We start from the raw sequence: 25032 nt of genomic DNA on the forward strand, positions 1-25032 counted from the left end.
CGGGGACTAGCGCCGTGACCGGTAGTCACTACCGGGGATGGAGGCGAAGGGAAATGGCTCGGGCTGGCGACCCTTGAGCAGCGCGAAACACTCGCCGGTGAGGCTCGAATCGAGGATCGCTATGGCGGCCTCGGCCACCTCCTCGGCGTCCATGATGACCATGCCGGCGGCTTCGAGGCGGTCGCGGTTGCCGCCGAGGAATCCGGTGTCCACCGTGGACGGGCAGATGGCGTTGAGGCTGATGCCCTGCTTGGCAAGATTAGGGGCGGCGCTGCGGACGAGGGCGGCCACCGCATGCTTCGTCATGGAATAGCCCAAGTCCAGCGGAAGGGGGCTGAAGGAGGCCATCGACGCGGTTACCAGCACGTGGCCGCCACCGGCCGCTTCCAACAGCGGCACCGCGGCCCGCAGGCCGAACACCACCCCGTGCTGGTTGATCCCGATGATGCGGAAGTAATCCTCGTCGCTCATCTCGGCGATGTTGCCTAGCCCCATCATGACTCCCGCGTTGAGGTGGGCCACATGCAGATGGCCGGGATTGTCGGCCAACTCCTCGGCCAGCGCGGCCCAAGCCGACGAGTCGGCCACGTCGAGGTGGCGGTACTGTCCGCCGATCTCATCAGCCACCTGCTGCCCGGCGTCGTCGGCCACGTCGGTGCAGACCACCCAGGCACCGGCCTCCGCGTAACGCCGAGCGCAGGCGGCGCCGATTCCCGAGGCTGCTCCGGTCACCAGGGCGGTCTTTCCCGACAGGTCCACGTTCAGCCCCCGTCCTTCTCGGCGCCCCGGGCGAAGGCGTCCTGAGTCTCAAGGTCGTAGAGGCCGTTGATGAACTGGAGCGGCGGCTTGGTGGTGTACTCCTGCTCGGCCCGACTGGGCATGATCTGCTCCCGGTGGCGCAGGTCCCACATGCTCTCGCACCGCCCGGAGTAGTCGTCGGGCTGCTCCAGCATCCAGATGATGCCGTCGGCGGGCACCGAGGTGGGCTCCCAGTCGGTTAGGTCGATGTCGCCCATGTTGGCCAGCGTGCCCTCTGACGCCACCGGGATGTCAATGCGGAAGCAGTTGACCGCGATGCGGTCGGGATAGAGCTGGCGGGCCATGTCGGTGGTCATCCGCTCCAGGGCCAGTTTCGACATGCCGTACGACATCAGGCCGGGAACCGGGCGCAGCGCGGCCTGCGACGACAGGCTTAGGATGCGTCCCCGACCCGCGGCCCGCAGGTGAGGCAGGGCGGCCCGAACGGTGAGCAGCGGAGCTCGCAGGTTGATGTCCATGATGAGGTCGTAGCGCTTGAGGGGAATGTCCACCTCGCCCACGAATGTGACCGCGGCGTTGTTCACCACCACGTCGAGGCGGCCCCACGCCTCCACCGGGGCAGCCACCATGGCCTCGATGTCGTCAGCCGAGGTCAGGTCGGTGGGCACGGCCAAGGCCTCCCCGCCGGCGTCGATCACCGTCTCGACGGTCTCGTCGATGGTGCCGGGAAGCGGCTTGGGCGACGCCTTGGTGGATCGGGCGGCGCACGCCACCTTGGCCCCCTTGGCTGCGGCGGCCACGGCAATGGCCGCGCCCACGCCCCGGCTGGACCCGGTGACCAGTACCACTTTCCCCGCGAGATCGAAGGGCTCAGACATCAGCGCTCCATGGCATGCGTCGCTACCCTAACGAATGACCAGTTCTCGGCTGGAGTGGATCCTGAATGGGCGAGTATCAGCATCTGACGGTGACGCCGGTGGGCGGCTGCATCGGCGCGGAGATCGGCGGGGTGGATCTCGGAGATAATCTGGCCGACGAGGTGGTGGCCGAGATTCGCCAAGCATGGCTGGCCCACTTGGTGGTGTTCTTCCGCAACCAGCACCTGACTCTCGAGCAGTACTCGGCGTTCGCCCGCCGCATCGGCACCCCCGGCCGCTACCCGTTTGTGCCCGGCCTGCCCGACCACCCCGAGATCATCGAGGTCAAGAAGCTGCCCCACGAGACCGTCAACTTCGGCGGTATCTGGCACACCGACACCGCCTACCTGGAACGGCCGCCGATGGCGTCGATGCTGTTGGCCCGGGAGGTGCCCGCCGCGGGCGGCGACACCGAGTTCGCCAACATGTACGCCGCGTACGATGCGCTGTCCGACGGGCTCAAGGAGTTCCTGCGGGGTCTGCGGTCCGTGAACAGCTCTGCGATGGCCGATGTGTCCAAAACCCGGGAAGACCGCATTGCCGACGCCACCGAGGCCGGCCACACCTCAGCCGAGAGCTATGAGGCGGTCCACCCGGTGGTCCGCACCCACCCCGAGACCGGTCAGCCGGCGCTCTATGTAAATGTGGCCCACACCGCCCGGTTCGAGGGCATGACCGAAGAAGAGAGCCAGCCCCTGTTGCGATTTCTGTTTACCCACCAGTCCCGGTCGGAGTTCACCTGCCGATTCCGCTGGGCGCCGGGCTCATTGGCACTGTGGGACAACCGCTGTGCCATGCACAACCCCATCAACGACTACCACGGCCAGCTCCGGGTAATGCACCGCATCACCTTCGAGGGCGACGAGCCCCGCTAGACGATTCGCGAGTCGGAGTCGCTAGGCCAGTGGCGGTCGCGCAGGTATCGCTTCATCAGCTTGCCGTTGGGGTCTCGGGGCAGCGACTCGTCGAAATCCACTCCCCGGGGACACTTGAAGGCGGCCAGCCGGTCGGCACACCACGTCAATAAAGCAGCCTCGGTGTCAGCGCCCGCCCGGCCTGGGTCCACCAGCTGGACCACCGCCCGCACCTCCTCGCCCAGGTCGTCATTGGGCACCCCGATCACGGCTGCGTCGGCCACATCGGGGTGCATGATGAGCGCGTCCTCGATCTCTTGGGGGTAGATGTTCACCCCGCCGCTGATAATGGTATGGGCCACCCGGTCGGTGAGGTACAGGTAGCCCTCCTCGTCGAGGCGGCCCATATCGCCCAGCGTCCGCCAGCCGTTGGGATGGGCCGCGGCCGCGGTTCGCTCGGGGTCGTTGTGGTACTGGAAGTCCCGCCCCCCGTCGAAGTACACCACCCCGACCTCGCCAGTGGGCACCTCATTGCCGTCGGGGCCCACGATGTGTACCGGCTGCAGCGGCCGTCCCACCGAGCCGGGGTGGGCCAGCCACTCCTCGGAGGTGATGGCGCTGTGGCCGATGTCCTCTGTGCCGGCGTAGTACTCGAACAGGTTCGGCCCCCACCACTCGATCATCCGCTGCTTGACCTCCACTGGGCAGGGAGCGGCGGCGTGGATGGCCAATTGGAGGCTGGACACATCGGCGGCCTCTCGGACATCGGCGGGCAGCTTCAGCATGCGGGAGAACATGGTGGGCACGAACTGAGCATGGGTCACCCGGTGCTCGCTGATGAGCCGTAGGCAGTCGACCGGGTCGAACCGCTCCATGAGCACCACGGTGCCCCCCACCCGATGCACGCACATGCAGAACACCAGCGGGGCCGAGTGGTACAGGGGAGCGGGCGACAGGTACACGCTGGTGCGGTCCACGCCGTAGTTGCCCATGGCCAGCGCGGTCTGCACCGCGGGGTTGGCCGGATCACCGATGCCGGTCTGGGCCGTCGGCTTGCGGATGCCCTTGGGCCGGCCGGTGGTGCCTCCCGAGTACACCATCTCTCGGCCCTCGCCCTCATCCGCGATGGGCGCGGTGGGCAGATCGGAGGCGGCCTCGGCCACGCACTCGAACCCGTCTGGGGCGTCGTCCCCGGTGGTCAGGCGCACCGGAACCCTGGCCAAGTCCAGATCGGCCACCACCGGAGCGGTTCGACTCGACGCCACCACCGCGCCAGCCCCGCAATCGTCCAGCACAGCCTGTACCTCGCCCCCAGTGAGGTGGTAGTTGATCGGCGTGTAGACAAGCCCGGCCAGTTGCGCGGCCCAGATCACCGTCATCGACTGCGAGGTGGTCTCCGACACAATGGCCAGATGGTCGCCAGCCCCAAGGCCCCGATCACGGAGAAGGTGGGCCAGCCGGTTGGCCTCCTCGTCGAGCATTCGGTAGGTGATCACCTTGCCGGTCCGGCCCATGATCACCGCTGGGTGGTCGGGCGCCTGGGCTGCGAACCGACGGGGATGGAGCATCTCCGAGTCCATCGGCGGGACGATAGTTGCTCATGCTGTCCGAGGGGTTCTCGGCTGAATCCCGGCTATAGGGTGAGGCCAGCCTTGGGCTAACAGGGAGAAATCAGCCATGTGGCACGAAGAACAGCTGTTGATCGACGGGGAGCTGAGGGCCGCCGATGGGGGCGGCGTCTTCGAGACTTTCAACCCGGCAACCGAGGAGGTGCTCGGGGTGGCCGCCAACGCCACCGATGCCGATGCGGTGGCCGCAGTGGCTGCCGCCCGCCGGGCATTCGACACCACCGACTGGGCCACCGACCACGACTTTCGGGCCCGGTGCCTGCGGCAGTTCCATGCCGCGCTGGAGGGCCATCTTGAAGAGATGCGTGATCTGACCGTGGCCGAGGTGGGCTCGCCGGTGATGCTCACCTACGGCGGTCCGCAGCTCGAGGCCCCGGTGGGGTCGGTCAAGTGGGTGGCCGACATGATGGACGGATACCAGTGGACCGAGGATCTTGGCGAGGTGGAGGCCTACGGCGGTCACCATCGGCGGTGGATTGAGCGGGAGGCAGTGGGCGTGGTGGCCGCCATCACCGCCTACAACTTCCCCGTCCAGCTCAACCTGGCCAAGCTGGCCCCCGCGCTGGCCGCCGGCAACACGGTGGTGTTGAAAGGGGCGCCCGACACCCCATGGTCGGCGCTGGCACTGGGCCAACTGATCGCCAACGAAACCGACATCCCCCCCGGCGTGGTCAACATCTTGACCTCGGCGGAGAACTCGGTGGGCGAGGTGCTCACCACCCACCCCGATGTGGACATGGTGACCTTCACCGGCTCCACCGCCACCGGGCGAAAGATCATGGCCGCGGCCAGCGCCACGGTGAAGAAGACCTTCCTGGAGCTGGGGGGCAAGAGCGCCTATGTGGTGCTGGACGACGCCGACGTGGAAGCCGCGGCCGCCATGAACTCGTTCATGATCTGCACCCACGCCGGGCAGGGGTGCGCCATCACCACTCGAATGCTGGTTCCCGCGGCCATGGCTGACACTGCCGCCGAAGTAGTGGCGGCCACGCTGGCCAACATCCCCTACGGCGATCCCACCGATCCCTCCATGATGATGGGACCGCTCATCAACTCCCACCAGCGCGACAAGGTCCACAAGCTGGTGACCGACGCCATCGACCAAGGGGCGAAGCTGGTCACCGGCGGCAAGCGGCCCGATCACCTGCCGGTGGGCTACTACTACGAGCCCACCTTGCTGGCCGGAGTGGGCGAGGACGATTTGGTGGCCCAAGAGGAGGTGTTCGGACCGGTGCTGGCCATCATCGGTTATGAGGGGGGCGACGACGAGGCCGTTCGGATCGCCAACAACTCCATCTACGGCCTGTCGGGCGCGGTGAACAGCGCCGACCCGGAGCGGGCCCGGGCTGTGGCTCGACAGATCCGCTCGGGCACGATCAGCGTGAACGGCGGCCTGTACTACGCCCCCGACGCGCCCTTCGGGGGCTACAAGCAATCGGGCATCGGCCGGGAGATGGGCGTGGCCGGATTCGAGGAGTTCCTCGAGATCAAGACCCTGGCTGAACCGGCCGCGTAGGCGGCAAGCTCAGGCCGCCATGACTGAATCGGGTGAGTGGGCCAGCATTCCGCACATGGCCCAAAGCGCTGCGGCCCGCTTCGGCGACGCCCTCGCGGTGGTGGAGGGCGACAACTCGGTGTCCTTCGCGGAATTGGGGCAGCAGATCGACCAAGCCGCCGCGGCCATGCAGGCCGCCGGGGTGCAGGCTGGCGACCGGGTGGCGATCTGGGCCCCCAACCGCTTGGAGTGGATCATCGCTGCACTGGGCCTCCAGGCGGCCGGGGCCGCGCTGGTGCCGGTGAACACCCGCTTCAAACCGGCCGAGACCTCCTACATCCTGGCCCGCAGCCGGGCTCGCCTCCTGGTGGCCGAGGCCGGGTTCGCCGGAATCGACCCCGCCGGTCTGTTCCGCCAGACCGATGCCGACCTGTCGGCACTGGAGCAGGTGGTGGTGTTGCCCCCCGGAGAGGCCGACTACGTGCCCGCAGCGGTGTCGTGGGCTGACTTTCTGAGGGCGGGGGAGACGGTATCTCCCGACGGAGTGGAAGCCCGGCGACAGGCGGTGGGATCCGACCAGATCAGCGACATCTTGTTCACGTCGGGCACCACCGGCGCACCCAAGGGCGTGATGATGACCCACGGCCAGACCCTGCGACAGTTCTCTGATTGGTGTGACTTCGCCGATCTGCGGCAGGGCGACCGGTATCTGATCGTCAACCCCTTCTTCCACATGTTCGGCTACAAGGCCGGTTGGCTGGCCTGCCTATTGCGGGGAGCGACCGTGTACCCGATGCCGGTGTTCGACGTCGACCAGGTTTTGGACCTAGTAGAGGCGGAGCAGATCGCGGTGCTGCCTGGTCCCCCCACCGTCTACCAGACGATTCTCGACCACCCCACCCGCCCGACCCGGGACCTGTCCAGCCTGCGGGTGGCTGTCACCGGTGCGGCCGACATCCCGGTGGAGTTGATCCGCCGGATGCACGAAGAGCTGCCGTTCCAGCGAGTCTGCACCGGCTACGGCCTCACCGAGGCCGGCACCTGCACTGGGACCCAGCCCGGCGACGACCCCGAGACCATCGCTACCACCGCGGGTCGAGCCATGCCCGACCTGGAAATCCGGGTGACCGACGGAGACCGGGAGGCCGCTGTTGGCGAGACCGGCGAGGTGTTGGTGCGAGGGTTCAGCGTGATGACCGGCTACTTCGACGACCCCGAGGCCACCGCCGCGGCCATCGATGCCGACGGGTGGCTCCACACCGGCGACCTGGGGATATTGGACGACCGGGGCTATCTGAGGATCGCCGGTCGCATCAAGGACATGTTCATCGTTGGCGGGTTCAACGCCTACCCCGCCGAGATCGAGAACATGCTGCTGGGCCATCCGGCGGTGGCCCAGGCCGCAGTGGTGGGGGTGCCCGACGAGCGGTTGGGGGAAGTAGGCCGAGCGTTCATCGTGTCCCAGTCCGGCGCCTCGGTGGATCCCAACGAGCTGATCGCGTGGTGCCGGGAGCGCATGGCCAACTACAAGGTGCCCCGGTCGGTGGTGCTGCGAGAGTCGTTACCGCTCAACGCCACCGGCAAGGTGATGAAGAGCGAGCTACTGACCGACTCCTAACCCGAAGGCGGCTCAAACTGGAGCTTCAGCTCTCTCCGCAGGGTCTTGCCTGAGGGCAGCCGGGGGACCGACTCCACAAAGTGAACGGCGTGGAGGCGCTTGTAGCCGGCCAGCGTGTCGGCCACCAGGGTCTTCAGCTCCTCTTCGGTGGCAGCAGCGCCATCAGCCAACTGCACAGCGGCGGTCACCGCCTCGCCGGAATCGGGATCGGGCAGCCCGAACACCGCGCAATCCATCACATCGGGATGGCCCAGCAGCACCGCCTCCACCTCGGCGGGGGCCACCTGGAAGCCCTTCACCTTGATCATCTCCTTCACCCGGTCGGTGATGTGCAGCCACCCGTCGGACTCCATCCACCCAACGTCGCCGGTGCGGTACCACCCGTCGGCGAATGCGTCGGCGTTTGCCTCCACCGGCAAGTAGCCGGCCATCATCGCCGGGCTGCGAGCCTGGATCTCGCCGACCTCGCCGGGGGGCAGCACCTCCCCGGTCTCCAAGTGGGTGATGCGGATCTCCACATCGTGGACGGGCGGTCCGGGAGAGTCCAGCCGCCACAGCTCGGGTCGGCGGATCGGGTTGCTGGTGAGCACGGGCGCCTCGCTGGCCCCGTAGGCCGGCATGAACGGAACGCCGGTGCGCTCGGTCACCCGCTGGGCCACGCTCTCGGTCACCGGGGTGGCCCCCCACATGATGTAGCGCAGGGACGACAGGTCGAATTCCTCCAAGTTGGGGTGGTTGGCCATGGCCAGGGCGATGGGGGCTACCGCCATCTCCAGGGTGATGCGGTCGGCCTCGATGGCGCCCAGCATGGCTTCGAGGTCGAACCGGGGGTGGAGGCGCACCGACGAGCCGGCCCACACCGAAGAGAACATGTTGAGCAGGCCCAGGATGTGAAACGGCGGGGTAGTGATCTGGAAGCGGTCCTCATGGTTCAGACCTAGGACTTCACCCCAGATGACGGTGGCCGCGTTGATGCTGGCGTGAGTGTGGCGCACCGCTTTGGGCATGCCGGTGGTGCCCGAGCTGAACATCAACACCGCCTCGGTGTGATCCCAATCGAGGTCCGCCGACGGGGAAATTGCGGGGCCGTCGGCCAGGGCGGCGACCTCGGGGTCGTTGTCGAGGTGGATCACACGGTCGGCCAGCTGGGGCGGGAGGCGCAGGTGGGTGTCACCGTCGGTGACGGCCAAAACCGGCCCGGTGAGGTCGACGGCGTGGGCGGTCTCAGCCTGCTTCCATGCCGAGCTGATCATCACCGCGGAGGCCCCCAGCTTGAGGATGCCGTATACCGCGGTGAAGAACTCAGGCCGGTTTGAGGCCATCACTGCCACGCGCTGATGGGCAGACACGCCCCGTCCGGCCAACAGGCGGGCGAACCCTTCAGCCTGCTGGTTGAATTCCCGATAGCTCAGCGTCTGGTCTTTGAACCGGACGGCCACCCGGTCGGCGTGCTGGTCGGCCGCTTTATCCAGCAGGCTGTGAGCGCTGGCGTTCTTCGGGTAGTCAAGCGGCGGAAATATCGAAGACATCTCTAGGCCGATGGGAAGCCCTTGCCCTCGAGCTCGGGATCGAGGGGCAGGTCGAAGCAGTTGAACGCCACCGCCAGGGTGTCGTAGGCCCCCACGGTGAACAGCAGGTCCATGACCTGGCGGGTATCGAACGCTTCAGCCAACTCGTTCCAAGTGGCATCGCACCAGCCGTGGTCGTGGTGGAGCTCATCCACCGCCCGCAGCAACAGGGCGTCCTCAGGCGCCCACCCTTCAAGGGCATCAGCGGCTGTGCGGTCGATTTCCTCGCCGGTCAGACCCGCCTCAAGAGCGGCGGCCGCATGCTGGACCCACTCGTATTCGCTTCGGCGCAGCCACGCCACTCTCAGCACCACCAACTCGATGGCCCGACCAGGCAAAGAGTTGAAGTACAGCAGATGGCGGTTGAACTCCAGGAATGCCCTGGCCAGCTCGGGATGGCGGGCCATTACCGACAAGGCGTTGTTGGGCCGCCTCACCTGCTGCTTGCGGTCGGTCTTGCGCTTGTCGTAGGCCGATCCCGCAGGAGGCCGCATGGGCTCCATGGCGGCAAATGCCTCCGGCGTCCACTCCGGCAATTCCAGAGGGGCGATTCGCGGTCGGTTGGCCGAGTCTTCAGATTCATCTACTGAGCTGCCCACCCGGTCCTCCTTGGAAGCCTCTGGGGATCGTAACCGACCCCGATTGGGCTCCCATCTCCGTCTAGCCGCTGGCGTCTGGTATGAACGGGGAGGAGGAGTTGTTGTGCGCATAGGACTGATGGTGGGGCCTGAGCGGCGCCGGTACGACACCAAGATCGCTCGCATGATCGAAGCGGCCCAGCAGGCCGAGGCGGCGGGGTTCTCGTCGGTGTGGATCCCCCAGATCCCCGACGAGTTCGATGCCATGACGGCGGCGGCGCTGATCGGCACGGCCACCTCGACGGTGGAGGTGGGAACCGCAGTGGTGGTGGCCCAAACCCGCCACCCCGTTGCGCTGTGCCAACAGGTGCTCTCGGTGCAACTCGCTTGCGAAGGCCGGCTCAGCTTGGGCCTAGGCCCATCGCACCACTGGATCGTGGAGGACATGCTGGGGCTGTCGTATGACCGGCCCGCAGCCCAGATCCGCTCGTACCTCGACGTGCTTGACCAAGCCCTGGCCGGGCCGGGGCCGGTTCAGGTCGACAACGAGCACTTTCAGATAAACAATCCGATGGACGTCACCGACCAGGCGGCCACCCCGGTGCTGTTGGCCGCCCTCGGGCCGATCATGCTGCGGTTGGCCGGAACCCGCACCGATGGCACCACGCTGTGGCTGGCCGATGAACGGGCCATCGGAGAGTTCATCGCCCCTCGGATCACCGAGGCGGCGGCCGAGGCCGGCCGGCCTCCACCCCGCATCGTGGCCGGGGTGCCGGTGTGTTTGTGCCGCCCCGGCGAGGTGGACGCGGCCAAGGCCCGGGCCGAGAGGCTGCTGGCCGAGGCCGAGGTGTCCCCCAACTACCAGCGGTTGCTGGATCGGGGCGACGCCGAGGGGGTGTCCGACATCATGGCCGTGGGGGATGAGGCCGCGGTGATGACGCGACTGCGCTCGTTTGCCGACGCCGGCGTCACCGACCTCTCTGTGCGGGTGCTACCCGTGGGTGACGGCCGCGACGAGCTCATTGCTTCCAGCCGGCGCACCCGGGAGTTTTTGGCCTCGTTGACCCCGGAGATTTGAGATCCGCTAAGCCGCGGGCTGGATCTGGTTGAGGGGGTTCATGCCCGGGCAGCCCTTGGCCCGCTCGGGGATGTCGGCGTAGTCGATGGGAGTGGCCACCTCGGCCTTGGTGGGGCAGAACTGCTCGGCCAGCGGGGCCAGCGCCTCGAGGTCGAAGCCATACACCTCAGCGGCGTTGGTGGTGAGGATCTGCGTGGTCTCCTCTTCAGTGAGGTTGGCGAAGGTGAGCCGCAGGTGCTGGCGGGTGTGGGGATGCGAGCCCTCGATGTGGGGATAGTCGGAGCCCCACATGATCCGGTCGGTGCCCACCGTGCGGGTAGCCAGAGCTTCCGACGGCCGCAGGAATGACGCCCCGATGTAGCACTGGCGGGCGAAGTACTCGCTGGGGGTGAGCGACATGTCGGCCACCGCCTGGCTGCCGAACACGGTCTCAGAGCCGTACTTGGAGTACTTCATCCGATGGAAGAAGCTCTCCAACTTCTCCAGGGTCTCGGGTACCCAGGCGGTGCCGGTCTCGGTGGTCACGTATTTCAGAGTGGGGTAGCGCTCGAACACTCCCGAGAACATGAGGTGCCACAGCGCCCGCTGGGTCCACCAGGTGGCTTCGAGGATGAACATGGCCAACGACGACGGGAAGTGGTTGCCGTAGTTGGGCGACCCGCCACCGGCATGGTGGTTCAGCGGCAGACCTGCCGCCGCGGTGGCCGCCCAGATGGGCTCGTAGGCCTTGGAGTACAGCGGCTCGAACGGTGAGTCGGGCGGAGCACCGGGGATGAGGACGCCGCCTTTCAACCCGTGCTCTGCGGCCCACTCGATCTCTTTGACCGACCCTTCCACATCACCCAAGAACACCTGGGCGATTCCAGCTCGGCGCTCAGGAGCCTGGCTGACGAAGTCGGCCACCCACCGGTTGTGGGCTCGCAGGCCGGCCCAGCGATGCTCGAAGTTGTCGCTATAGGGCGGCGCCTCAAAGGCGGTGGCGGCAGGCGGGGCGAACGGAGGCTGGGTATTGGGGAACAGCACTTCGGCGATGAAGCCGTCGGCCTCCTGCTCAGCTAGGCGATCCGACGAAGACCAGTTGCGATGGCCCCACACCTCGGGGTCGCCATCGACCCCCACCTCCATCGGCGAGCGCTCCATGTCGGCGAACATCTCCTTGCGCCGCTCGTTGTGCCCGTCCATGTAGTCGGCCCACTCGTCGAACTCGGCATGGTAGCGAGACTCCAAGTAGGGCCGGTAAGCCCTCAAGTCAGCACCACAGTGTGTGTCAGCGCTGATGACGATGTGATGATCCATCGGTCTCCTCCGTTGGCTGAGAATTTAGCGGTTGACGTCGACTACCACCCGGCCGCGGATTTCACCGGCGAGGATGTCGGCGGCGGCGGCGGGGACGTCGGCCAAGCCGATAGTTGAGGTCATGGCCTCGAGCCTGGCGGTGTCGAGGTCGCGGGCCAGGCGGTTCCAGGCTTGGGCTCGGCGTTCGGCGGGCTCGTAGACGCAGTTGATGCCGGCCAGGGTCACGGCCCGCAGGATAAAGGGGGCCACCGAGCTGGGGAAGTCCATGCCCTGAGCCAGCCCGCAGGCGGCCACGCACCCGTGGGGCTGGGTCTGAGAAATGATGTTGGCCAGGGTGTGGCTGCCCACCGTGTCGACCCCCCCGGCGAAACGGGCCTTGCCCAATGGCCGAGCTGGACCGGAGAGCTCGTCGCGGTGGATCAGCTCGGCTGCGCCCAGCTCCCGCAGATAGTTGCCCTCGGTGTCGATGCGACCGCTGGAGGCCACTACTTCATAGCCAAGCTGGGCCAGCACTGCGACGGCGACGCTGCCCACCCCGCCAGCGGCACCGGTGACCACCACTGGTCCGGAGTCAGGATTGATGTCGTGCTCCTCGAGGGCCAGCACGCACAGCATGGCGGTGTAGCCCGCCGTACCCACCGCCATGGCCTCATGCGAGGTGTAAGCATCGGGTAGGGGAGTGAGCCATCCTCCGTCCATGGCCGCCTTGGTGGCCATACCCCCCCAATGCGACTCACCAACGTCCCAGCCGTTCACGATCACCCCATCGCCCGGCGACCACGCCGGGTCGTCGCTGCGGGCCACCGTGCCGGCCAAGTCGATTCCCGGGACCATGGGCCAGGTGCGCACGATGGGGGCGCCGTTCACGACGGCCAGGCCGTCTTTGTAGTTGAGCGTGGAGTAGTCCACGTCCACGATCACCGGGTGGTCGGGGAGTTCGGTGTCGTCGAGTTCGGTGATGGCGTGGGAGCGATTGCCGTCGTCGTCTTGGTTGAGCAAAAGGGCTCTGAACATCCCGCCAGCCTGCCTCAGGCAACTCAAGCCCGCCTACCCGAGGACTCCTTCCGCGCGGAGGCTGTTTATTTCTTCTTCTGTCAGGCCGGCAATGTCTTGGAGTACTGCTTGGGTGCTGGTTCCTAGGGTTTCGGCGGGGGTTTGGTCGGTGTTGGCCCGGGAAAACTTGACTGGGAAGGCGGGGCCTAGGCGGTTGGTGGGTTGGGATGCGTGGGGGTGTTGGAGGGGGACTAGGGCTTGGCGGTGTTGGATTTGGGGGTCGTCGTCGGCGGCATAGGCGGAGGCCACCGCTCCGGCGGGGACGCGGATCTTTTGCAGGCGGGCCACCAGCTCCTCAGTGGTCTGCTGCGCCATCCAGGCGGCCACCTCACCGCAGATCTCGGCCCGGTTGTCGGCCCGAACTGGCACATTCGGGCCCAGCTCCCATAGATCGGGCCGACCCATCTCCTCGGTAAGCCGCTTGTACTGGGCGTCGGAGGTGATCACCAGGGTCACCCAGCCGTCTTGGGACTCGAAGGTGTCCAAGATGCCTCGGGGGTCGCCGTTGCCGATGCGGTCGGGCAGGCCTCGCTCGCGGTAGAGGTCCAGGGGCTCGTCCCACAGCATGGTCACCAGGCCGTCGAGCATGGCCACGTCGATGTACTGGCCTTGGCCGTCTATGTCGCGCTGGCGCAGGGCGGCCACCACCCCGAGGGCGCAGAGCGCGGCGGGAAACTGATCGCCGATGGTGGCACCGGCCTTGGTGGGGGGCCCGTCGGGGAAGCCCGACTTGGCCATCAGCCCCGAGCGCCCTTGGATGATGAGATCCATAGAGGCCAGATCGGCGTCGGGCCCGTCGGGGCCGAACCCGGTGATGGACGCATGGATCAGCCGGGGGTTGAGCTCGGACAGGGTCTCATAGCCCAGACCCAGCGAATCCATGACTCCGGGCCGGAAGTTGTCCACCAACACGTCGACGTTGGCCACCAACCTTCGAAATGCGTCCGCCCCCTCGGGCCGACCAAGGTCCAGCACCACGCTGCGCTTTCCCCGCCCCTTGCGCAGGTAGCTGATCCCGATGTCGTCGGGCCCCATGGCCTCCGACTGCTCGCCGTCAGGCCCCACCCACGGTGGAATGCGCCAGGTAACATCCCCACCCGGCGGATCCACCCGAATCACCTCCGCCCCCAATGAAGCCAAGAACCAAGTGCAAACCGGTCCTGAAACCACCCGAGTCAAGTCAACAACCCGAACACCCTCCAACGGCTTCATGTTCCCTTGCTTACCATTTCCCCAAGTCGCAACCCATCTCCGCCGCGACTAGACATTGAGGCCGTGGCCAAACACCCGTTTCACGACGTCGCCATCGTCGGCATAGCCAACTCCGAGCAAGCCCGTGTCCTTGAAGGCCACGATTCCACCACCATCACCTTCCAAGCCGTCCACCGGGTGCTGGCCGACACTGGCCTCACCCCGTGGGACATCGACGGCGTCGCCGCCGGTCCCTTCAGCGGTCCGCTCACCTACTACATGCGCAACGGCCCGTCGTGGCGGCACTACATGGCCCCGTCGATCCCCACCATTTTGGACGCCGCCTCCGCCATCGCCACCGGCCAGTGCCACACCGTGTTGGTGGCCCACGGATCGGCGGGCGTCTACACCGAGCGAGCCTCCACTGCCCCGTGGACCCGGCCGGCCCACGAGTTCGTGGTGGCCTACGGGATGTTCACCGCGGCGGAGTTCGCCCTCATCGCCCAGCGCCACATGCACATGCACGGCACCACCCCCGAGCAGTTGGCCACCGTGGCTGCCACCATCCGCAACAACGGCCATGCCCACCCCGATGCGGTATACCACGGGCGGGGGCCCTTTACTCCGGACGACATCTTGGCGTCCCGCATGGTGTCCGACCCCTTCCACCTGCTCGACTGCGCCATGACGTCCGAGGGGGCCTGCGCGCTGATCCTCACCACCCGGGAGCGGGCCCAAGACCTGCCCAACAAGCCGGTGTACATCCTGGGCGGGGCCTGCGACAGCTTCGGTCCCTCCTACCAGCACCCGCCGGCGTGGGACTTGGCCGGCCCCAGCGGGCGCAACAACGGCTACACCGGCCGATGGGCGGCCCAGAAGTCGTTTGCCATGGGCGAGCTCGGCCCCGCCGATGTGGACGTGTGCGAGTTCTACGACCCGTTCTCGTTCGAGATCATTCGCCAGTTCGAGGCCTACGGGTTTTGCGAGGAGGGCGAAGGCGGCGAGTTCATCATGGACGGCCGGATCGGCCCCGGTGGCCAGTATCCGGTGACCACCGACGGGGGAACCATGTCGTTCAGCCACGGCGGGGCGGCGGTGCAGCAGCTTCAGCGGGTCATTCGGGGGGTGGAGCAGCTGCGGGGAACGTGCGTGACGTCCCAAGTGCCCGATGCCCAGGTGGCCATGTGCTCCAACGGCGGCGCCGGTGCACTGTTCACCGACGTGATGCTGCTGGGAACAGAGACGCCATGAGCGAGATCCTCCAACCCCAGTCGCCCGGCATCCCCTTGCCCGTGCCCACGATTTACTCCCAGCCCTACTGGGACGGCTGCCAGGTCGGTGAGCTTCGCTTCCAGCGATGCCAGGACTGCGGCGCCATCACCATGGACCCGGCCCCGGCCTGCTCGGCCTGCTTCTCGGAGAACCTCGAGTGGGAGGTCAGCACCGGCCTCGGCGAGGTGTACTCCTGGACAACCGTATGGCGCCCCCAGACTCCGGCGTTCACCGTGCCCTACGTGGCGGTGATCGTCACCCTCGACGAAGGCTTCTGGCTGCTGGCCAACCTGATCAACTGCCCCGTAGACGCGGTCCACGTGGGAATGCGAGTGCAGACCACCTTCGTCGAGCTGAGCGAGGAAATCACCCTGCCCTACTTCGAGCCGGCTGACTAGCTAGCTCGAAGGCTCCAGATAGACGTGGGTGGCGGCGGGGACGGCGGCGCGCAGGCGCGCCTCTACCGCGGCTACGGCCGCGGGCATTTGGTCGCCGGATAAGTCATCGGCGAAGTCCACTTCAGCGGCCACCAGGAGTTCCTCGGGGCCGAGGTGCTGGGTGCGGATGTCCACCACCCGGTCGATTTCTGGCGAATCGTCCAGCGCCGCCCGCAGCCGTTCCCGGTCCTCTTCGGTGGCGCTCTCGCCGATCAGCAGGCTCTTCATCTCGATAGCCAAAACGATGGCGATAATTCCCAGGAGCACGCCGATGACCAGGGTGCCCACGCCGTCCCAGCGGGGCTCACCGGTGACCTCGGCCAGCACCACGGCAATGAGGGCGAAGACCAAGCCAAACATGGCGCCAAGATCTTCCAGCAGCACCACCGGCAGCTCGGGAGTGCGGGAGCGGCGGATGAACGTGCCCCAGGAGAGCTTGCCTCGCACCTTGTTGGATTCCACGATGGCGGTGCGAAACGACAGCGACTCGACCACAATGCCGAAGATCAGAATGCCGATGGCCACCCACAGCGATTCCAGCTTGTGGGGGTGGCGAACCTTCTCGATGCCCTCGTTGATGGCGAACAGCGCGCCCAGCGTGAACAGGATTATGGACACCACGAACGACCAGAAGTACCGCTCCCGGCCGTAGCCGAACGGATGCCGGGGGGTGGGGTCCCGTTTGGACAATCGGCCGCCCAACAGCAGTAGGGCCTGGTTGCCGGTATCGGCGCAGGAGTGCACCCCCTCGGCCAGCATGGAGGCCGAGCGAGTCACGGCGAAGCCCACGAACTTGGCGATGGCGATGGCCAGGTTGGCGAACAGCGCAGCCAATACGGCTTTCGTACCTCCTCCGGCGGCCATGCCTAATGGGTAGCACACCGAGGGCGGGTAACCTCTGGTTGTGTTCAGCATTGAGACCGACGGATCGGTGGCCCGCATCACGCTGGCCAACCCGAAGCGGCGCAACGCGCTGAGCTTGGAGTTGATGGAGTCCCTCGTCGAGTCGCTCCACAAACTCGGGGAGCGGACCGACGTCGCGGTGATCGTGATCGCGGCCGAGGGCCCAGCATTCTCCGCGGGCCATGACCTGTCGGAGATGGTCGACCGGGATGCCCAGTTCTACGACGACCTGTTCGAGGTGTGCACCGAGCTGATGGACGCCGTCCACACCGTGCCCCAGCCGGTTATCGCTGAGGTGGCCGGGGTGGCCACCGCCGCCGGATGCCAGTTGGTGGCGGCCTGCGACTTGGCCGTGGCCTCCACTGAGTCGACCTTCGCCACCCCCGGCGTTCGCATCGGCCTGTTCTGCTCCACGCCGATGGTGCCCATCTCTCGAGCGGTGGGCCGCAAGCGGGCCATGGAGATGCTGCTCACCGGCGATCCCATCGATGCGTCTACCGCCGCTGCTTGGGGTCTGGTGAACCGAGTGGTGCCTCCCGATGAGCTGCGGGCCGCGGTCGACGAATTGGCTGGCCGGATCACCCGCTTCAGCGATCACACCATCGCCATCGGCAAGCAGGCGTTCTACCGCCAACTCGATTGCGGCGAGCCCGAGGCCTACGACCTCACCCGCCAGGTGATGGCGGCCAACGCGGCCACTGCTGATGCCCAAGAGGGCATCGACGCCTTCTTGGCCAAGCGCTCCCCCTCGTGGTCGGGCCGCCAGGGGCAGTAGCTTCCCGCTTATGGGAACCGTTTTTGCCACTGTTGACGACCTGCCCGCCGCCGTCGGCCAGCACTTGGGCTATAGCGACTGGATGGAGATCACCCAGGAGCGAGTGAACCAGTTCGCCGACGCCACCGGCGACCACCAGTGGATCCACATCGACCCCGAACGGGCCGCCGCCGAGAGTCCGTACGGGGCCACCATCGCCCACGGCTATCTCACGCTGTCGCTGACCAACATGTTCTTGCCCAGCCTGATCACCGTTGAGCAGCTGTCCATGGGCATCAACTACGGCGTCAATAAGGTCCGGTTTCCTGCTCCCGTGCCGGTGGGATCGCGCATCCGGGTGGGCGCCGAGCTCAGTTCGGTGGACGAGATCGCCGGCGGCGTGCAAGCCGTCATCACCATCACCGTGGAAGTCGAGGGCAGCCCCAAACCAGCCTGCGTAGTGGAGAGCCTCACCCGCTACATGCGCTGAGCCTGGTTGCGACGAGGGCCGGTAGAGTTAGCGGGCGATGGCGAAGCGCAAGCGGTCGCGGACTGCGACGTTGGAGCGGGTGCCGGTCTCGGATCCTCCGGTGCGACCGGGATTGGTGGGGCCGCGGCGGCGGGTGCCTCGGGAGATTGAGCGACCTCCGTATGCCCGAACGGGGGAGCCGGGGCCTGCGACATCATCAGCAGTGCGGAACGCCGACGAGATCGAGGCCATGCGCCGGGCGGGGCAGATGGCCGCTGAGGTGCTGCTGTTCGCCGGTCGGCTGGTGGCCCCTGGAGTCACCACCGACAGCATCGACGCCGAAGTCCACGACGAAATCGTGCGCCGGGGGGCCTATCCCAGCCCGCTCAACTATCGGGGCTATCCCAAGTCGGTGTGTACGTCGATCAACGAGGTCATCTGCCACGGCATCCCCGACAGCCGGGCGCTAGCCGATGGCGACATCGTCAACATCGACGTGACTGTATTCCTCGACGGAGTTCACGGCGACACGTCGGTGACGTTCGAAGTCGGCGAGGTGGACGACCACTCCCGCCTGCTGGTGAGGGAGACGCGGACCGCCATGTACCAGGGCATCGGCGCAGTGAGAAACGGGGCTCCGGTAAGCGCCATCGGGAAGGCCATCGAATCCCATGCCCGGCTCCATCGTCTGGGGGTGGTGCGGGAGTTCATCGGCCACGGAGTGGGCACCGAGTTCCACTCCGGGTTGCAGATCCCCCATTACTACGACCGCGCCCACACCACGCCGCTGGAAACCGGAATGACCTTCACCATCGAGCCCATGCTCACGCTGGGCTCACCCAATCTGTATCTGTGGGACGACGAGTGGACCGCGGTCACCGCCGACCAGCGGCGCAGCGCACAGTTCGAGCACACCCTGTTGTGCCACGACGACGAGGCGGAGATCCTCACCCGAACACCGGCCGGAGAGGGCGCCGCCGAGGTCTACGCCAAAGAGTGAGCCACCTCGGCATTCGCTGAGCGCCGCTCTTCTTGTCAAGATGGGGCCATGGCACTTCCCGTCGAAGACATCCTGGCCATCCAGAAGCTGGCCGCCGACTACAACCACCTGATCGATAGCGGCTCCGCCGAAGCATGGGCCCAGCTATTCGTGCCCGACGGCACGCTGGAGTTCGGCATGCCCGAAGGGGTGAAGGGACACGAGGACTTGGTCGCATTCGCGGCGGCGATCAACCCGGCCACCCGCCACGTGATCAGCAACCTGTCAATTGACGGAGAGGGCGACGAAGCCTCCGCGAGGGTCTACTTGGAGGTGTACTACACCGCTCCTCCCGGCCAGCCTCGCGAGCTGATCATCACCGGCGTGTACCGCGATCACCTGCGCAAAGAGGATGGGCGGTGGCGCTATGTGTCGCGCCAGATGATGCCCGATATGGGCGACTGGGCTCCCGCCCTCGAGACCACTCCCGGGATTTAGTCCCAGTACCAGGCCAGGCCGCGGACCCCGGTCCCGGAGTTGATCATCATCGCCTGGCCAAAGCCGCTGATGAACGAGTCAGCGGGCTGCACCTCGGCGGTGACCGCGTCGAGCAGTTCGACGGCTCGGTCGGGAACCTCGGCGTGGAGGCTGACGAGGTGCAGTTGGGCGTCGCCCTCCGCAGGTCGGGAACGTCGCCATTGGGCCAGGATGCGCTGGTAGGCGGCCTCGTCGCTGAGTGCGGGGCGCAGACGGCCGATCACCCCGTCTTGTATGTCGAACATGGGGCGCAGCCCAAGCAGATTGCCGGCTCGGCCTGCCAGGCCCGGCACCCGGCCGCTGCGGATCAGCTGATCGAGGTTCGCCAGCGCTCCCACCAGCGTGATCCGCTTGGCGACATCCTCCGCACGGGCAACGACATTGTCCAACGCGGCGCCGGACTGGGCGGCTCGGGCCGCGGCTACCGCGACCAGGGCCTGGCCACCGGCTGCGGTTCGACTGTCTACCACCGCGATCGGGCCAGCCGCGCTCTTGGAGGCCAGAACGGCTGATTGATGGGTGATGCTCAGGGTGGACGTCACCGTCACCACCACAACGCCGTCGCCTTGGTCTTGATCGGCGATCGCCTCGACAAAGGCCCCCGGAGACGGGCCCGAAGACGAGTGGGTCTTGGCGGCAAGGATGTCTGAAGTGTCGAGTTCCCCGTCGGCCACTGTGCGGCCGTCCACGGTGATCATGAGCGGAACCACCGCAATGCCCCAGGCCGCCCGCACCTCCTCGGGTAGCGCCGCGGTGCTGTCGGTGATGATGCCGACGGTCACTCGCGGGCCTTTTCGACATCGACGTCGAGAATCGGGCGAACGGTGGCGGCTGAGGCCAGCACCAGCAGACCCGATGCCAAAAGCACCGACCGGGTGCCGGGCAGCCCGGCCCCGTTAAGCCCGTCGCCGATGGCCCCCGCCCCGAGCGCGGCCGCGCCCAGACCGATGCGGATCACCACGTGGAACGCCGAGAAGGCCAGTACCCGCTCTTCCTCCATGGGGATCCGGGCTTGGAGCGCGCTCATCCCCGAGGTGAGGGCCACGGTAGCCCCCGCCCCGAACCCGGCGGCACCGAGAAACGTCAGCCAAACCGTGGGACTCTGGCTCATCAGCGCTACTAGCGCGCCCATGACCAGCGCCCCCCGCCGGGTGAGCACGAGCAGGTCCACGTGCCGGGATTTATGGGTGAGCGCTAGGCCAATACCTGCACCGGCCCCGAACAGCACTATGAGCACGCCGTATTCGATGTCCGATGCCTTCAACTCCTCTTGCACCAGCTTGATGCCGAGTGAGAACAGGGCCCCTAGCCCAACCGCGGCTGCGGCGGTGGCCGGCAAAACCCGACGCACCAGCGGCACTGACCAGGCATCGCGGAGCCGACTGGGGGAGAGGGAAATCTCACTGTCGGAGACGACGACACTGTCTGGAACTGCTTGAGGGGAGGGTTCCCGCCTCTGAAGTCCACCGAGCGCTCGAGCGATGAAGTAAGCGGAGACGCCGAAGGTGAGGGCGTCGATCCAGAAAACCAGGGCGTAGGGGTGCGACCCCAGCCAGCCATCGTCGAGCGGAAGGGCGGCGAACGCCGCGAAAAGGCCCGCGCCGATCGGGATGTTGCCGTAGGACGATCCCATCATGGCGGCGTTGGCCAGCGGCAAATCGGGCTCGTCCACCAGATCGGGGATAGCAGAGTCCCGAGAGGCCAGGAACACCACGCTGGGCGCCTCCAACGCGAACGCCCACAAATACACCCACCACAGTTCCTGCACGAAGGGAACCACCGCGATCATCCCGGCCCGCAGCAGGTCCATGGTGATCATGGTTCGCCGGCGATCCCACCGGTTCACCAGCTTGGCGGCCAGCGTGCCCCCCAGCGCCGCGGGTATGAGCCGAAAGGCCAAGATGCCGCCCACGGCCGCAGCCGAGTCGCTCAGATGGTCGACCAGCGCCATGAGGGCGAAGGTCCCCATCCAGTCGCCGAGCGCGGACGCCCCCTGTCCGATCAGAAGGCGACGGAAGCCAACCTTGTTGCGAAGGCTCAAGGCTCTCGGGTCACTAGACCGGCGAGGACTACGAGAATCAAGGGTTGGTGGGGGTAGCTCCGACCCAGCTGTCGTTGTCGAAAACCAGTCGGTGGGCGGCCGCCTTCAGGCGGTTGGGGGCCGGGAGCGGCTCGTTTCCCAGAACGCGCTTGATCAATATGGGGACGATGATGATGGTGGTGGCGATCGCGGCTTGGCCGTCGGCCACCAGGAGCAGGAATGGGGGCAGCGCGGGCATGGTGATGAACACCACGAGCCCGGTGTGGCGCAGAATCCGGCCCAGGGCCAGCCCGCCCAGCAAGAACAAGGCCGCGGGCCAGGCGATAACCGCGAATGCCCCTAACGCCGGGGAGAGCCCCCGCCCGCCAGCGCCATTGAGGAACATCGACCAGTTGTGGCCGATCACCGACACCGCGCCGGCGAAGGCCATCAAAAGCCAGCGGTCCCCGGCCAAGAATGGCCCTAGAGCACCCTTCCCCACGTCGAGCAGGCCGCCCACCACCAAGGGGATGAATCCGGCTACACGGTAGAGGCCGGTGCCCGACACCGTGCCGGTACCCACTTGGCGCAGGTCCGTTCTGGCCAGCGACTGGGCAATCATGTAGGAGAAAGGAACCGCACCGGCCGCAAAGGCCACGATGAGCACCAGCGTCCCCCACATCATCGTTAGAGATTCTGCCCCATGCCAGGGCTGCTTTGCCACAGGTTGTCGAAGAAGCCTCTCTGGAAGCCCGAAGATGTGGTTCGGCGTGGCAATATGGGGCCGAGATGAGCTCCGGCGAACGAACCCGCTTGTTGTTGATCCGCCATGGCGAATCGGAGGTGACCGTCAAGCAGATCATCGGCGGCGATCTGGCCTGTACGGGTTTGTCGACCCTGGGCCGCCGTCAGGCCGAAGCCCTGGGAGAGCGATACATGCAGGGCTATGAGCCCAAGGTGGATGCTCTGTGGTCGAGCACGCTGCCTCGAGCGATCGAGACGGCCGATCTACTTTCTCCATCACTGGGCGGCTTGAAGGTGCATACCCATCCCGACCTGGTGGAGCGCCGCCCCGGTGAGGCCGATGGTGTCGGCTATCAGGAGTTCGGCTCCCTGTTCGAGTGGACCGGCGATTTCCACCCCCACTTGCCGCTGGCCCCCGGCGGGGAGAGCCTGGCGGCCTTCTCCTACCGCACCGGCCAAGCGCTCTACGAGCTGGTTGAGGGGTACCCGGGCACCACCATGATGGTGGTGTGCCATGGCGGGGTGATCGACATCGCCATGAGGCTCTTCATGGGCCTGGGGATGAACACGCAGTTCGTCCTTTGGACCCTCAACACCTCCATCACCGAGTTCGTGACCACCGACGAGCCCGGCGTGTGGCGACTGGTTCGATACAACGATGCTGCCCACTTGGACGGGATGCCTCCCCGCACCGAACCCGCCGACTAGTCAGATCACCACGACATATCCGGGATCGCTGGCGGTGATCTCTCCCACCACGGCCGCGGTGTGGCCATGATCGGCCAGATGGGCCACTGCGTCGATAGCCGCAACCGGTGAGCAACCGAACAACAGGCCGCCGGAGGTCTGGGCGTCGGCCAACATGGTCAAGACCCGCTGGTCGTCGGTTCCTTTGACCCAAGGGCGCACATGGTCGAGGTTGCGGGCCGTCCCGCCGGGGGCGAACCCTTGATCCAACAGATCCCAGGCGCTGGGGAGCACCGGCACCGCCTCGGCCCGGATCACCGCGCCGGTACCGCTGGCGGCTGCCAGCTTCTGGAGGTGGCCGAGCAGGCCGAAGCCGGTGATGTCGGTGGCCGTGGTGGCCTTGGCTTCAAGGGCAGCCATGGCGGCCCTGTCGTTGAGGCGGGTCATCTCGGCCACACCGGCGGCGTAGGCCTCGGCTAACCAGCCGCCGGGTTGGATCGCTTCTGACTCAGAGCGCTTGACCGCGGTGGCCAAAAGCCCAGTGCCGAGCGGCTTGGTCAGCACCAGCGACTGGCCCGGCTGGGCTCCAGCATTGGTGAGCAGGCTTTTCTCGTCGGCCTCTCCGGTTACCGCCTGGCCGTACATCGGCTCGGGTCCGTCCACCGTGTGGCCGCCGACCACCGCCCATCCCCCCTCCGCGGCGGCCGCCGTCCCACCGGCCAGCACTTCGGTGAGGATTTCCAGGGGAAGCTCGCCCTGGGGCCAGGCCACCAGATTCAGCCCGAACCGCGGAGTACCGCCCATGGCGTAGACATCGGAAGCAGCGTTGGTGGCCGCAATGCGCCCCCACGTGTGGGGATCGTCGACCACTGGAGCGAAGAAGTCGGCGGTCGAGATCAGGGCGCGGCCTTCCCCAAGACGCCATACCGCGGCGTCATCGCCGGTCTCGGTGCCCACGATCAGGTTCTCGTGGGTTGGGGTTGGCAGTGAGCGCACGACCTGCGCCAGCTCGGCTGGCCCGAGCTTGCCGGCTCAACCGGCGCCGTGGCTGTAGGCCGTGAGCCTTCCGGTTTTCGGGTTCACGGTTCCGACGCTACCGGGCCGCCACTGGTTGGAGTGGGTTAGCTTTGCTCTGGTGACTTCTCACGAGCAGGCAGTGCGGTCGATCAAGGCCCTCATGTACACCTATGCCGAATGCGTGGACTTGGCCCGGTTCGACGAGCTCGGCGAGCTCTTCTCCCACGGCGTGCTCACCTCCACCAGCGCAGCCGATCCCGACGATGGGATGTCGGGCGACGATGTTGCCGCCTTCTATCGAGCTACCAACAAGGTCCACGGTGATGGCACGCTGCGCACTCGGCACGTGGCCAGCAACGTGATCGTCGATATCGCCGAAGACGAAAAGACGGCCACCGCCCGCTCGTATTTTGCCGTCCACCAGGGCACCGATGCTCTGCCGTTGCAGCCCATAGTCGCCGGCCGCTACCACGATGACTTCGCGTTGGTCGACGGGCAGTGGCGGTTCGCGTGCCGGATGGTGATCGTCGACCAAATCGGGGATATGCGCGAGCACCTCACCTTTGACCTGTCCGAGGGAGATGTGCGCTATACCGACCACGTGGAGTCAGGATGAGCGACCCCCCGACTCGCCGGGCGCCACCCGGCTGGTACTCTGAGCAGGGCCAGCGCGACTACCGCTATTGGGACGGACAATCGTGGGCTGAATCGAGGGGTGAGGCGGTCGGATTCTCAGCTGCTTGGTCCGACAGCCGATCTTCTCTAAGGAGACAGAGAACGGGCCTTGCCTTCATGGGATCAGCAGTGGCTTTGATGACGGCTGGCTTGCTGCTTCCCTGGGCCCAAGCCGACTCGGGGGACCGGGGAGCGTTGGACAGCGAAATCCCCTGGCTGCTGGGGCTAGGGAGTGCTGCGGACTCCTGGCTGTTGATCCTGGTGGGGGCGGTGATGCTGTGGGCGCTGCTGACTGCGACGTTGGCGGGTAACAGCGCGCGCATGTGGCTGGCGGCTGTAGTTGCCGGATTGGCCGTGATGGGGTTCTGCGTCGCTGAAGGGTTGGCCATCGATGACGACTTGGATGTGGCCGGCGCAAGGGTTGGCCGGGGCCTCTTCGTGGCCTATGCCGGAGGGGCATCGGCGGCAATAGGTGGCGCACTGCTCAGACCAGCCCGATGAGG

Annotated in this window: 26 protein-coding genes; 13 read left to right on the plus strand and 13 right to left on the minus strand. The window is 66.8% G+C overall.

Features of this window, described 5'->3' with window-relative positions:
* Window positions 1-6: 6 nt before the first annotated feature.
* Both ACOGJC_RS11690 and ACOGJC_RS11695 read right to left on the minus strand, forming a co-directional pair.
* A complete protein-coding gene (locus ACOGJC_RS11690; protein WP_419845171.1) occupies window positions 7-759 on the minus strand; it encodes an SDR family oxidoreductase in 753 nt (250 codons plus the stop codon).
* Window positions 760-761: 2 nt separating this feature from the next.
* Window positions 762-1637, minus strand: coding sequence for an SDR family NAD(P)-dependent oxidoreductase (locus ACOGJC_RS11695; RefSeq protein ID WP_419845172.1), 876 nt, complete (start codon window positions 1635-1637; stop codon window positions 762-764).
* Between the two features lie 65 nt (window positions 1638-1702).
* Here ACOGJC_RS11695 and ACOGJC_RS11700 point away from each other — a divergent pair, with 65 nt between their 5' ends.
* On the plus strand, window positions 1703-2551 hold the full coding sequence (locus ACOGJC_RS11700) for a TauD/TfdA dioxygenase family protein (RefSeq protein WP_419845173.1): 849 nt from the start codon (window positions 1703-1705) through the stop codon (window positions 2549-2551).
* On the opposite strand, the gene ACOGJC_RS11705 is transcribed toward ACOGJC_RS11700, so the two are convergent.
* The gene (locus ACOGJC_RS11705) at window positions 2548-4110 is read right to left on the minus strand and encodes an acyl-CoA synthetase (protein WP_419845174.1); all 1563 of its coding nucleotides are present in this window, start codon (window positions 4108-4110) and stop codon (window positions 2548-2550) included. The two genes, ACOGJC_RS11700 and ACOGJC_RS11705, sit on opposite strands and share 4 nt — an antisense overlap.
* A gap of 97 nt (window positions 4111-4207) precedes the next feature.
* Here ACOGJC_RS11705 and ACOGJC_RS11710 point away from each other — a divergent pair, with 97 nt between their 5' ends.
* Together ACOGJC_RS11710 and ACOGJC_RS11715 are read left to right on the plus strand one after the other, a co-directional pair.
* A complete protein-coding gene (locus ACOGJC_RS11710; protein ID WP_419845175.1) occupies window positions 4208-5674 on the plus strand; it encodes an aldehyde dehydrogenase family protein in 1467 nt (488 codons plus the stop codon).
* Between the two features lie 19 nt (window positions 5675-5693).
* Window positions 5694-7271: a FadD3 family acyl-CoA ligase gene (locus tag ACOGJC_RS11715; RefSeq protein WP_419845176.1), complete on the plus strand. Its 1578-nt coding sequence runs from the start codon at window positions 5694-5696 to the stop codon at window positions 7269-7271.
* On the opposite strand, the gene ACOGJC_RS11720 is transcribed toward ACOGJC_RS11715, so the two are convergent.
* Together ACOGJC_RS11720 and ACOGJC_RS11725 are read right to left on the minus strand one after the other, a co-directional pair.
* The gene (locus ACOGJC_RS11720; protein ID WP_419845177.1) at window positions 7268-8800 is read right to left on the minus strand and encodes a class I adenylate-forming enzyme family protein; all 1533 of its coding nucleotides are present in this window, start codon (window positions 8798-8800) and stop codon (window positions 7268-7270) included. The genes ACOGJC_RS11715 and ACOGJC_RS11720 overlap by 4 nt on opposite strands.
* A 2-nt stretch (window positions 8801-8802) precedes the next feature.
* Complete coding sequence (locus ACOGJC_RS11725; RefSeq protein WP_419845178.1) at window positions 8803-9438, minus strand: carboxymuconolactone decarboxylase family protein; 636 nt, start codon at window positions 9436-9438, stop codon at window positions 8803-8805.
* A 103-nt stretch (window positions 9439-9541) separates the two neighbouring features.
* On the opposite strand from ACOGJC_RS11725, the gene ACOGJC_RS11730 reads away from it, so the two are divergent.
* Window positions 9542-10495: a TIGR03564 family F420-dependent LLM class oxidoreductase gene (locus ACOGJC_RS11730; RefSeq protein WP_419845179.1), complete on the plus strand. Its 954-nt coding sequence runs from the start codon at window positions 9542-9544 to the stop codon at window positions 10493-10495.
* Between the two features lie 6 nt (window positions 10496-10501).
* Here ACOGJC_RS11730 and ACOGJC_RS11735 read toward each other — a convergent pair whose 3' ends face one another.
* From ACOGJC_RS11735 to ACOGJC_RS11745, 3 genes are read right to left on the minus strand one after another with little or no spacing between them, the layout of a single operon-like run.
* Window positions 10502-11791: an amidohydrolase family protein gene (locus ACOGJC_RS11735; protein ID WP_419845180.1), complete on the minus strand. Its 1290-nt coding sequence runs from the start codon at window positions 11789-11791 to the stop codon at window positions 10502-10504.
* 24 nt (window positions 11792-11815) lie between these two features.
* Window positions 11816-12805: an MDR family oxidoreductase gene (locus ACOGJC_RS11740; protein WP_419845181.1), complete on the minus strand. Its 990-nt coding sequence runs from the start codon at window positions 12803-12805 to the stop codon at window positions 11816-11818.
* Window positions 12806-12838: 33 nt separating this feature from the next.
* The gene (locus tag ACOGJC_RS11745) at window positions 12839-14056 is read right to left on the minus strand and encodes a CaiB/BaiF CoA transferase family protein (protein ID WP_419845182.1); all 1218 of its coding nucleotides are present in this window, start codon (window positions 14054-14056) and stop codon (window positions 12839-12841) included.
* Window positions 14057-14119: 63 nt separating this feature from the next.
* Here ACOGJC_RS11745 and ACOGJC_RS11750 point away from each other — a divergent pair, with 63 nt between their 5' ends.
* Both ACOGJC_RS11750 and ACOGJC_RS11755 read left to right on the plus strand, forming a co-directional pair.
* Window positions 14120-15286: a thiolase family protein gene (locus ACOGJC_RS11750; protein WP_419845183.1), complete on the plus strand. Its 1167-nt coding sequence runs from the start codon at window positions 14120-14122 to the stop codon at window positions 15284-15286.
* Window positions 15283-15705: a Zn-ribbon domain-containing OB-fold protein gene (locus ACOGJC_RS11755; RefSeq protein ID WP_419845184.1), complete on the plus strand. Its 423-nt coding sequence runs from the start codon at window positions 15283-15285 to the stop codon at window positions 15703-15705. Before ACOGJC_RS11750 ends, ACOGJC_RS11755 begins: the two co-directional genes overlap by 4 nt.
* Here ACOGJC_RS11755 and ACOGJC_RS11760 read toward each other — a convergent pair whose 3' ends face one another.
* Window positions 15706-16608 (minus strand): cation diffusion facilitator family transporter, encoded by a 903-nt coding sequence (locus ACOGJC_RS11760; RefSeq protein ID WP_419845185.1) that lies wholly within the window; start codon window positions 16606-16608, stop codon window positions 15706-15708.
* 40 nt (window positions 16609-16648) lie between these two features.
* Between ACOGJC_RS11760 and ACOGJC_RS11765 the strand changes: the two genes are divergently transcribed.
* From ACOGJC_RS11765 to ACOGJC_RS11780, 4 genes are read left to right on the plus strand one after another with little or no spacing between them, the layout of a single operon-like run.
* Complete coding sequence (locus tag ACOGJC_RS11765; protein ID WP_419845186.1) at window positions 16649-17422, plus strand: enoyl-CoA hydratase; 774 nt, start codon at window positions 16649-16651, stop codon at window positions 17420-17422.
* A gap of 10 nt (window positions 17423-17432) precedes the next feature.
* Window positions 17433-17891 (plus strand): MaoC family dehydratase, encoded by a 459-nt coding sequence (locus ACOGJC_RS11770; protein ID WP_419845187.1) that lies wholly within the window; start codon window positions 17433-17435, stop codon window positions 17889-17891.
* 37 nt (window positions 17892-17928) lie between these two features.
* The gene (map, locus tag ACOGJC_RS11775; RefSeq protein ID WP_419845188.1) at window positions 17929-18870 is read left to right on the plus strand and encodes a type I methionyl aminopeptidase; all 942 of its coding nucleotides are present in this window, start codon (window positions 17929-17931) and stop codon (window positions 18868-18870) included.
* Between the two features lie 48 nt (window positions 18871-18918).
* Complete coding sequence (locus ACOGJC_RS11780) at window positions 18919-19347, plus strand: nuclear transport factor 2 family protein (protein WP_419845189.1); 429 nt, start codon at window positions 18919-18921, stop codon at window positions 19345-19347.
* Here the strand turns inward: ACOGJC_RS11780 and ACOGJC_RS11785 are convergent.
* Genes ACOGJC_RS11785 through ACOGJC_RS11795 form a run of 3 tightly spaced genes read right to left on the minus strand, consistent with a single transcriptional unit; the run spans window position 19344 to window position 22091 of the window.
* On the minus strand, window positions 19344-20168 hold the full coding sequence (locus tag ACOGJC_RS11785; protein ID WP_419845190.1) for a DegV family protein: 825 nt from the start codon (window positions 20166-20168) through the stop codon (window positions 19344-19346). The genes ACOGJC_RS11780 and ACOGJC_RS11785 overlap by 4 nt on opposite strands.
* Window positions 20165-21427: an MFS transporter gene (locus tag ACOGJC_RS11790; protein WP_419845191.1), complete on the minus strand. Its 1263-nt coding sequence runs from the start codon at window positions 21425-21427 to the stop codon at window positions 20165-20167. The genes ACOGJC_RS11785 and ACOGJC_RS11790 overlap by 4 nt, the downstream gene beginning before the upstream one ends.
* Before the next feature lie 37 nt (window positions 21428-21464).
* On the minus strand, window positions 21465-22091 hold the full coding sequence (locus tag ACOGJC_RS11795; RefSeq protein ID WP_419845192.1) for a glycerol-3-phosphate acyltransferase: 627 nt from the start codon (window positions 22089-22091) through the stop codon (window positions 21465-21467).
* Between the two features lie 104 nt (window positions 22092-22195).
* Between ACOGJC_RS11795 and ACOGJC_RS11800 the strand changes: the two genes are divergently transcribed.
* Window positions 22196-22858 carry a histidine phosphatase family protein gene (locus ACOGJC_RS11800; protein ID WP_419845193.1) on the plus strand — a complete coding sequence of 221 codons (663 nt, stop codon included), beginning with the start codon at window positions 22196-22198 and terminating at the stop codon, window positions 22856-22858.
* Here the strand turns inward: ACOGJC_RS11800 and selD are convergent, their stop codons facing one another.
* Window positions 22859-23920, minus strand: a complete 1062-nt coding sequence (gene selD, locus ACOGJC_RS11805) for a selenide, water dikinase SelD (RefSeq protein ID WP_419845194.1) — start codon at window positions 23918-23920, stop codon at window positions 22859-22861.
* Between the two features lie 52 nt (window positions 23921-23972).
* Between selD and ACOGJC_RS11810 the strand changes: the two genes are divergently transcribed.
* Together ACOGJC_RS11810 and ACOGJC_RS11815 are read left to right on the plus strand one after the other, a co-directional pair.
* Entirely contained in the window at window positions 23973-24470 is a 498-nt protein-coding gene (locus ACOGJC_RS11810) for a nuclear transport factor 2 family protein (protein WP_419845195.1), read from the plus strand.
* A 197-nt stretch (window positions 24471-24667) separates the two neighbouring features.
* Window positions 24668-25030 (plus strand): hypothetical protein, encoded by a 363-nt coding sequence (locus ACOGJC_RS11815; RefSeq protein ID WP_419845196.1) that lies wholly within the window; start codon window positions 24668-24670, stop codon window positions 25028-25030.
* The last annotated feature ends 2 nt before the right edge of the window (window positions 25031-25032 follow it).

It is taken from the genome of Candidatus Poriferisocius sp. (assembly GCF_965204015.1).
Taxonomy (GTDB): Bacteria; Actinomycetota; Acidimicrobiia; order Acidimicrobiales; family Bin134; genus Poriferisocius.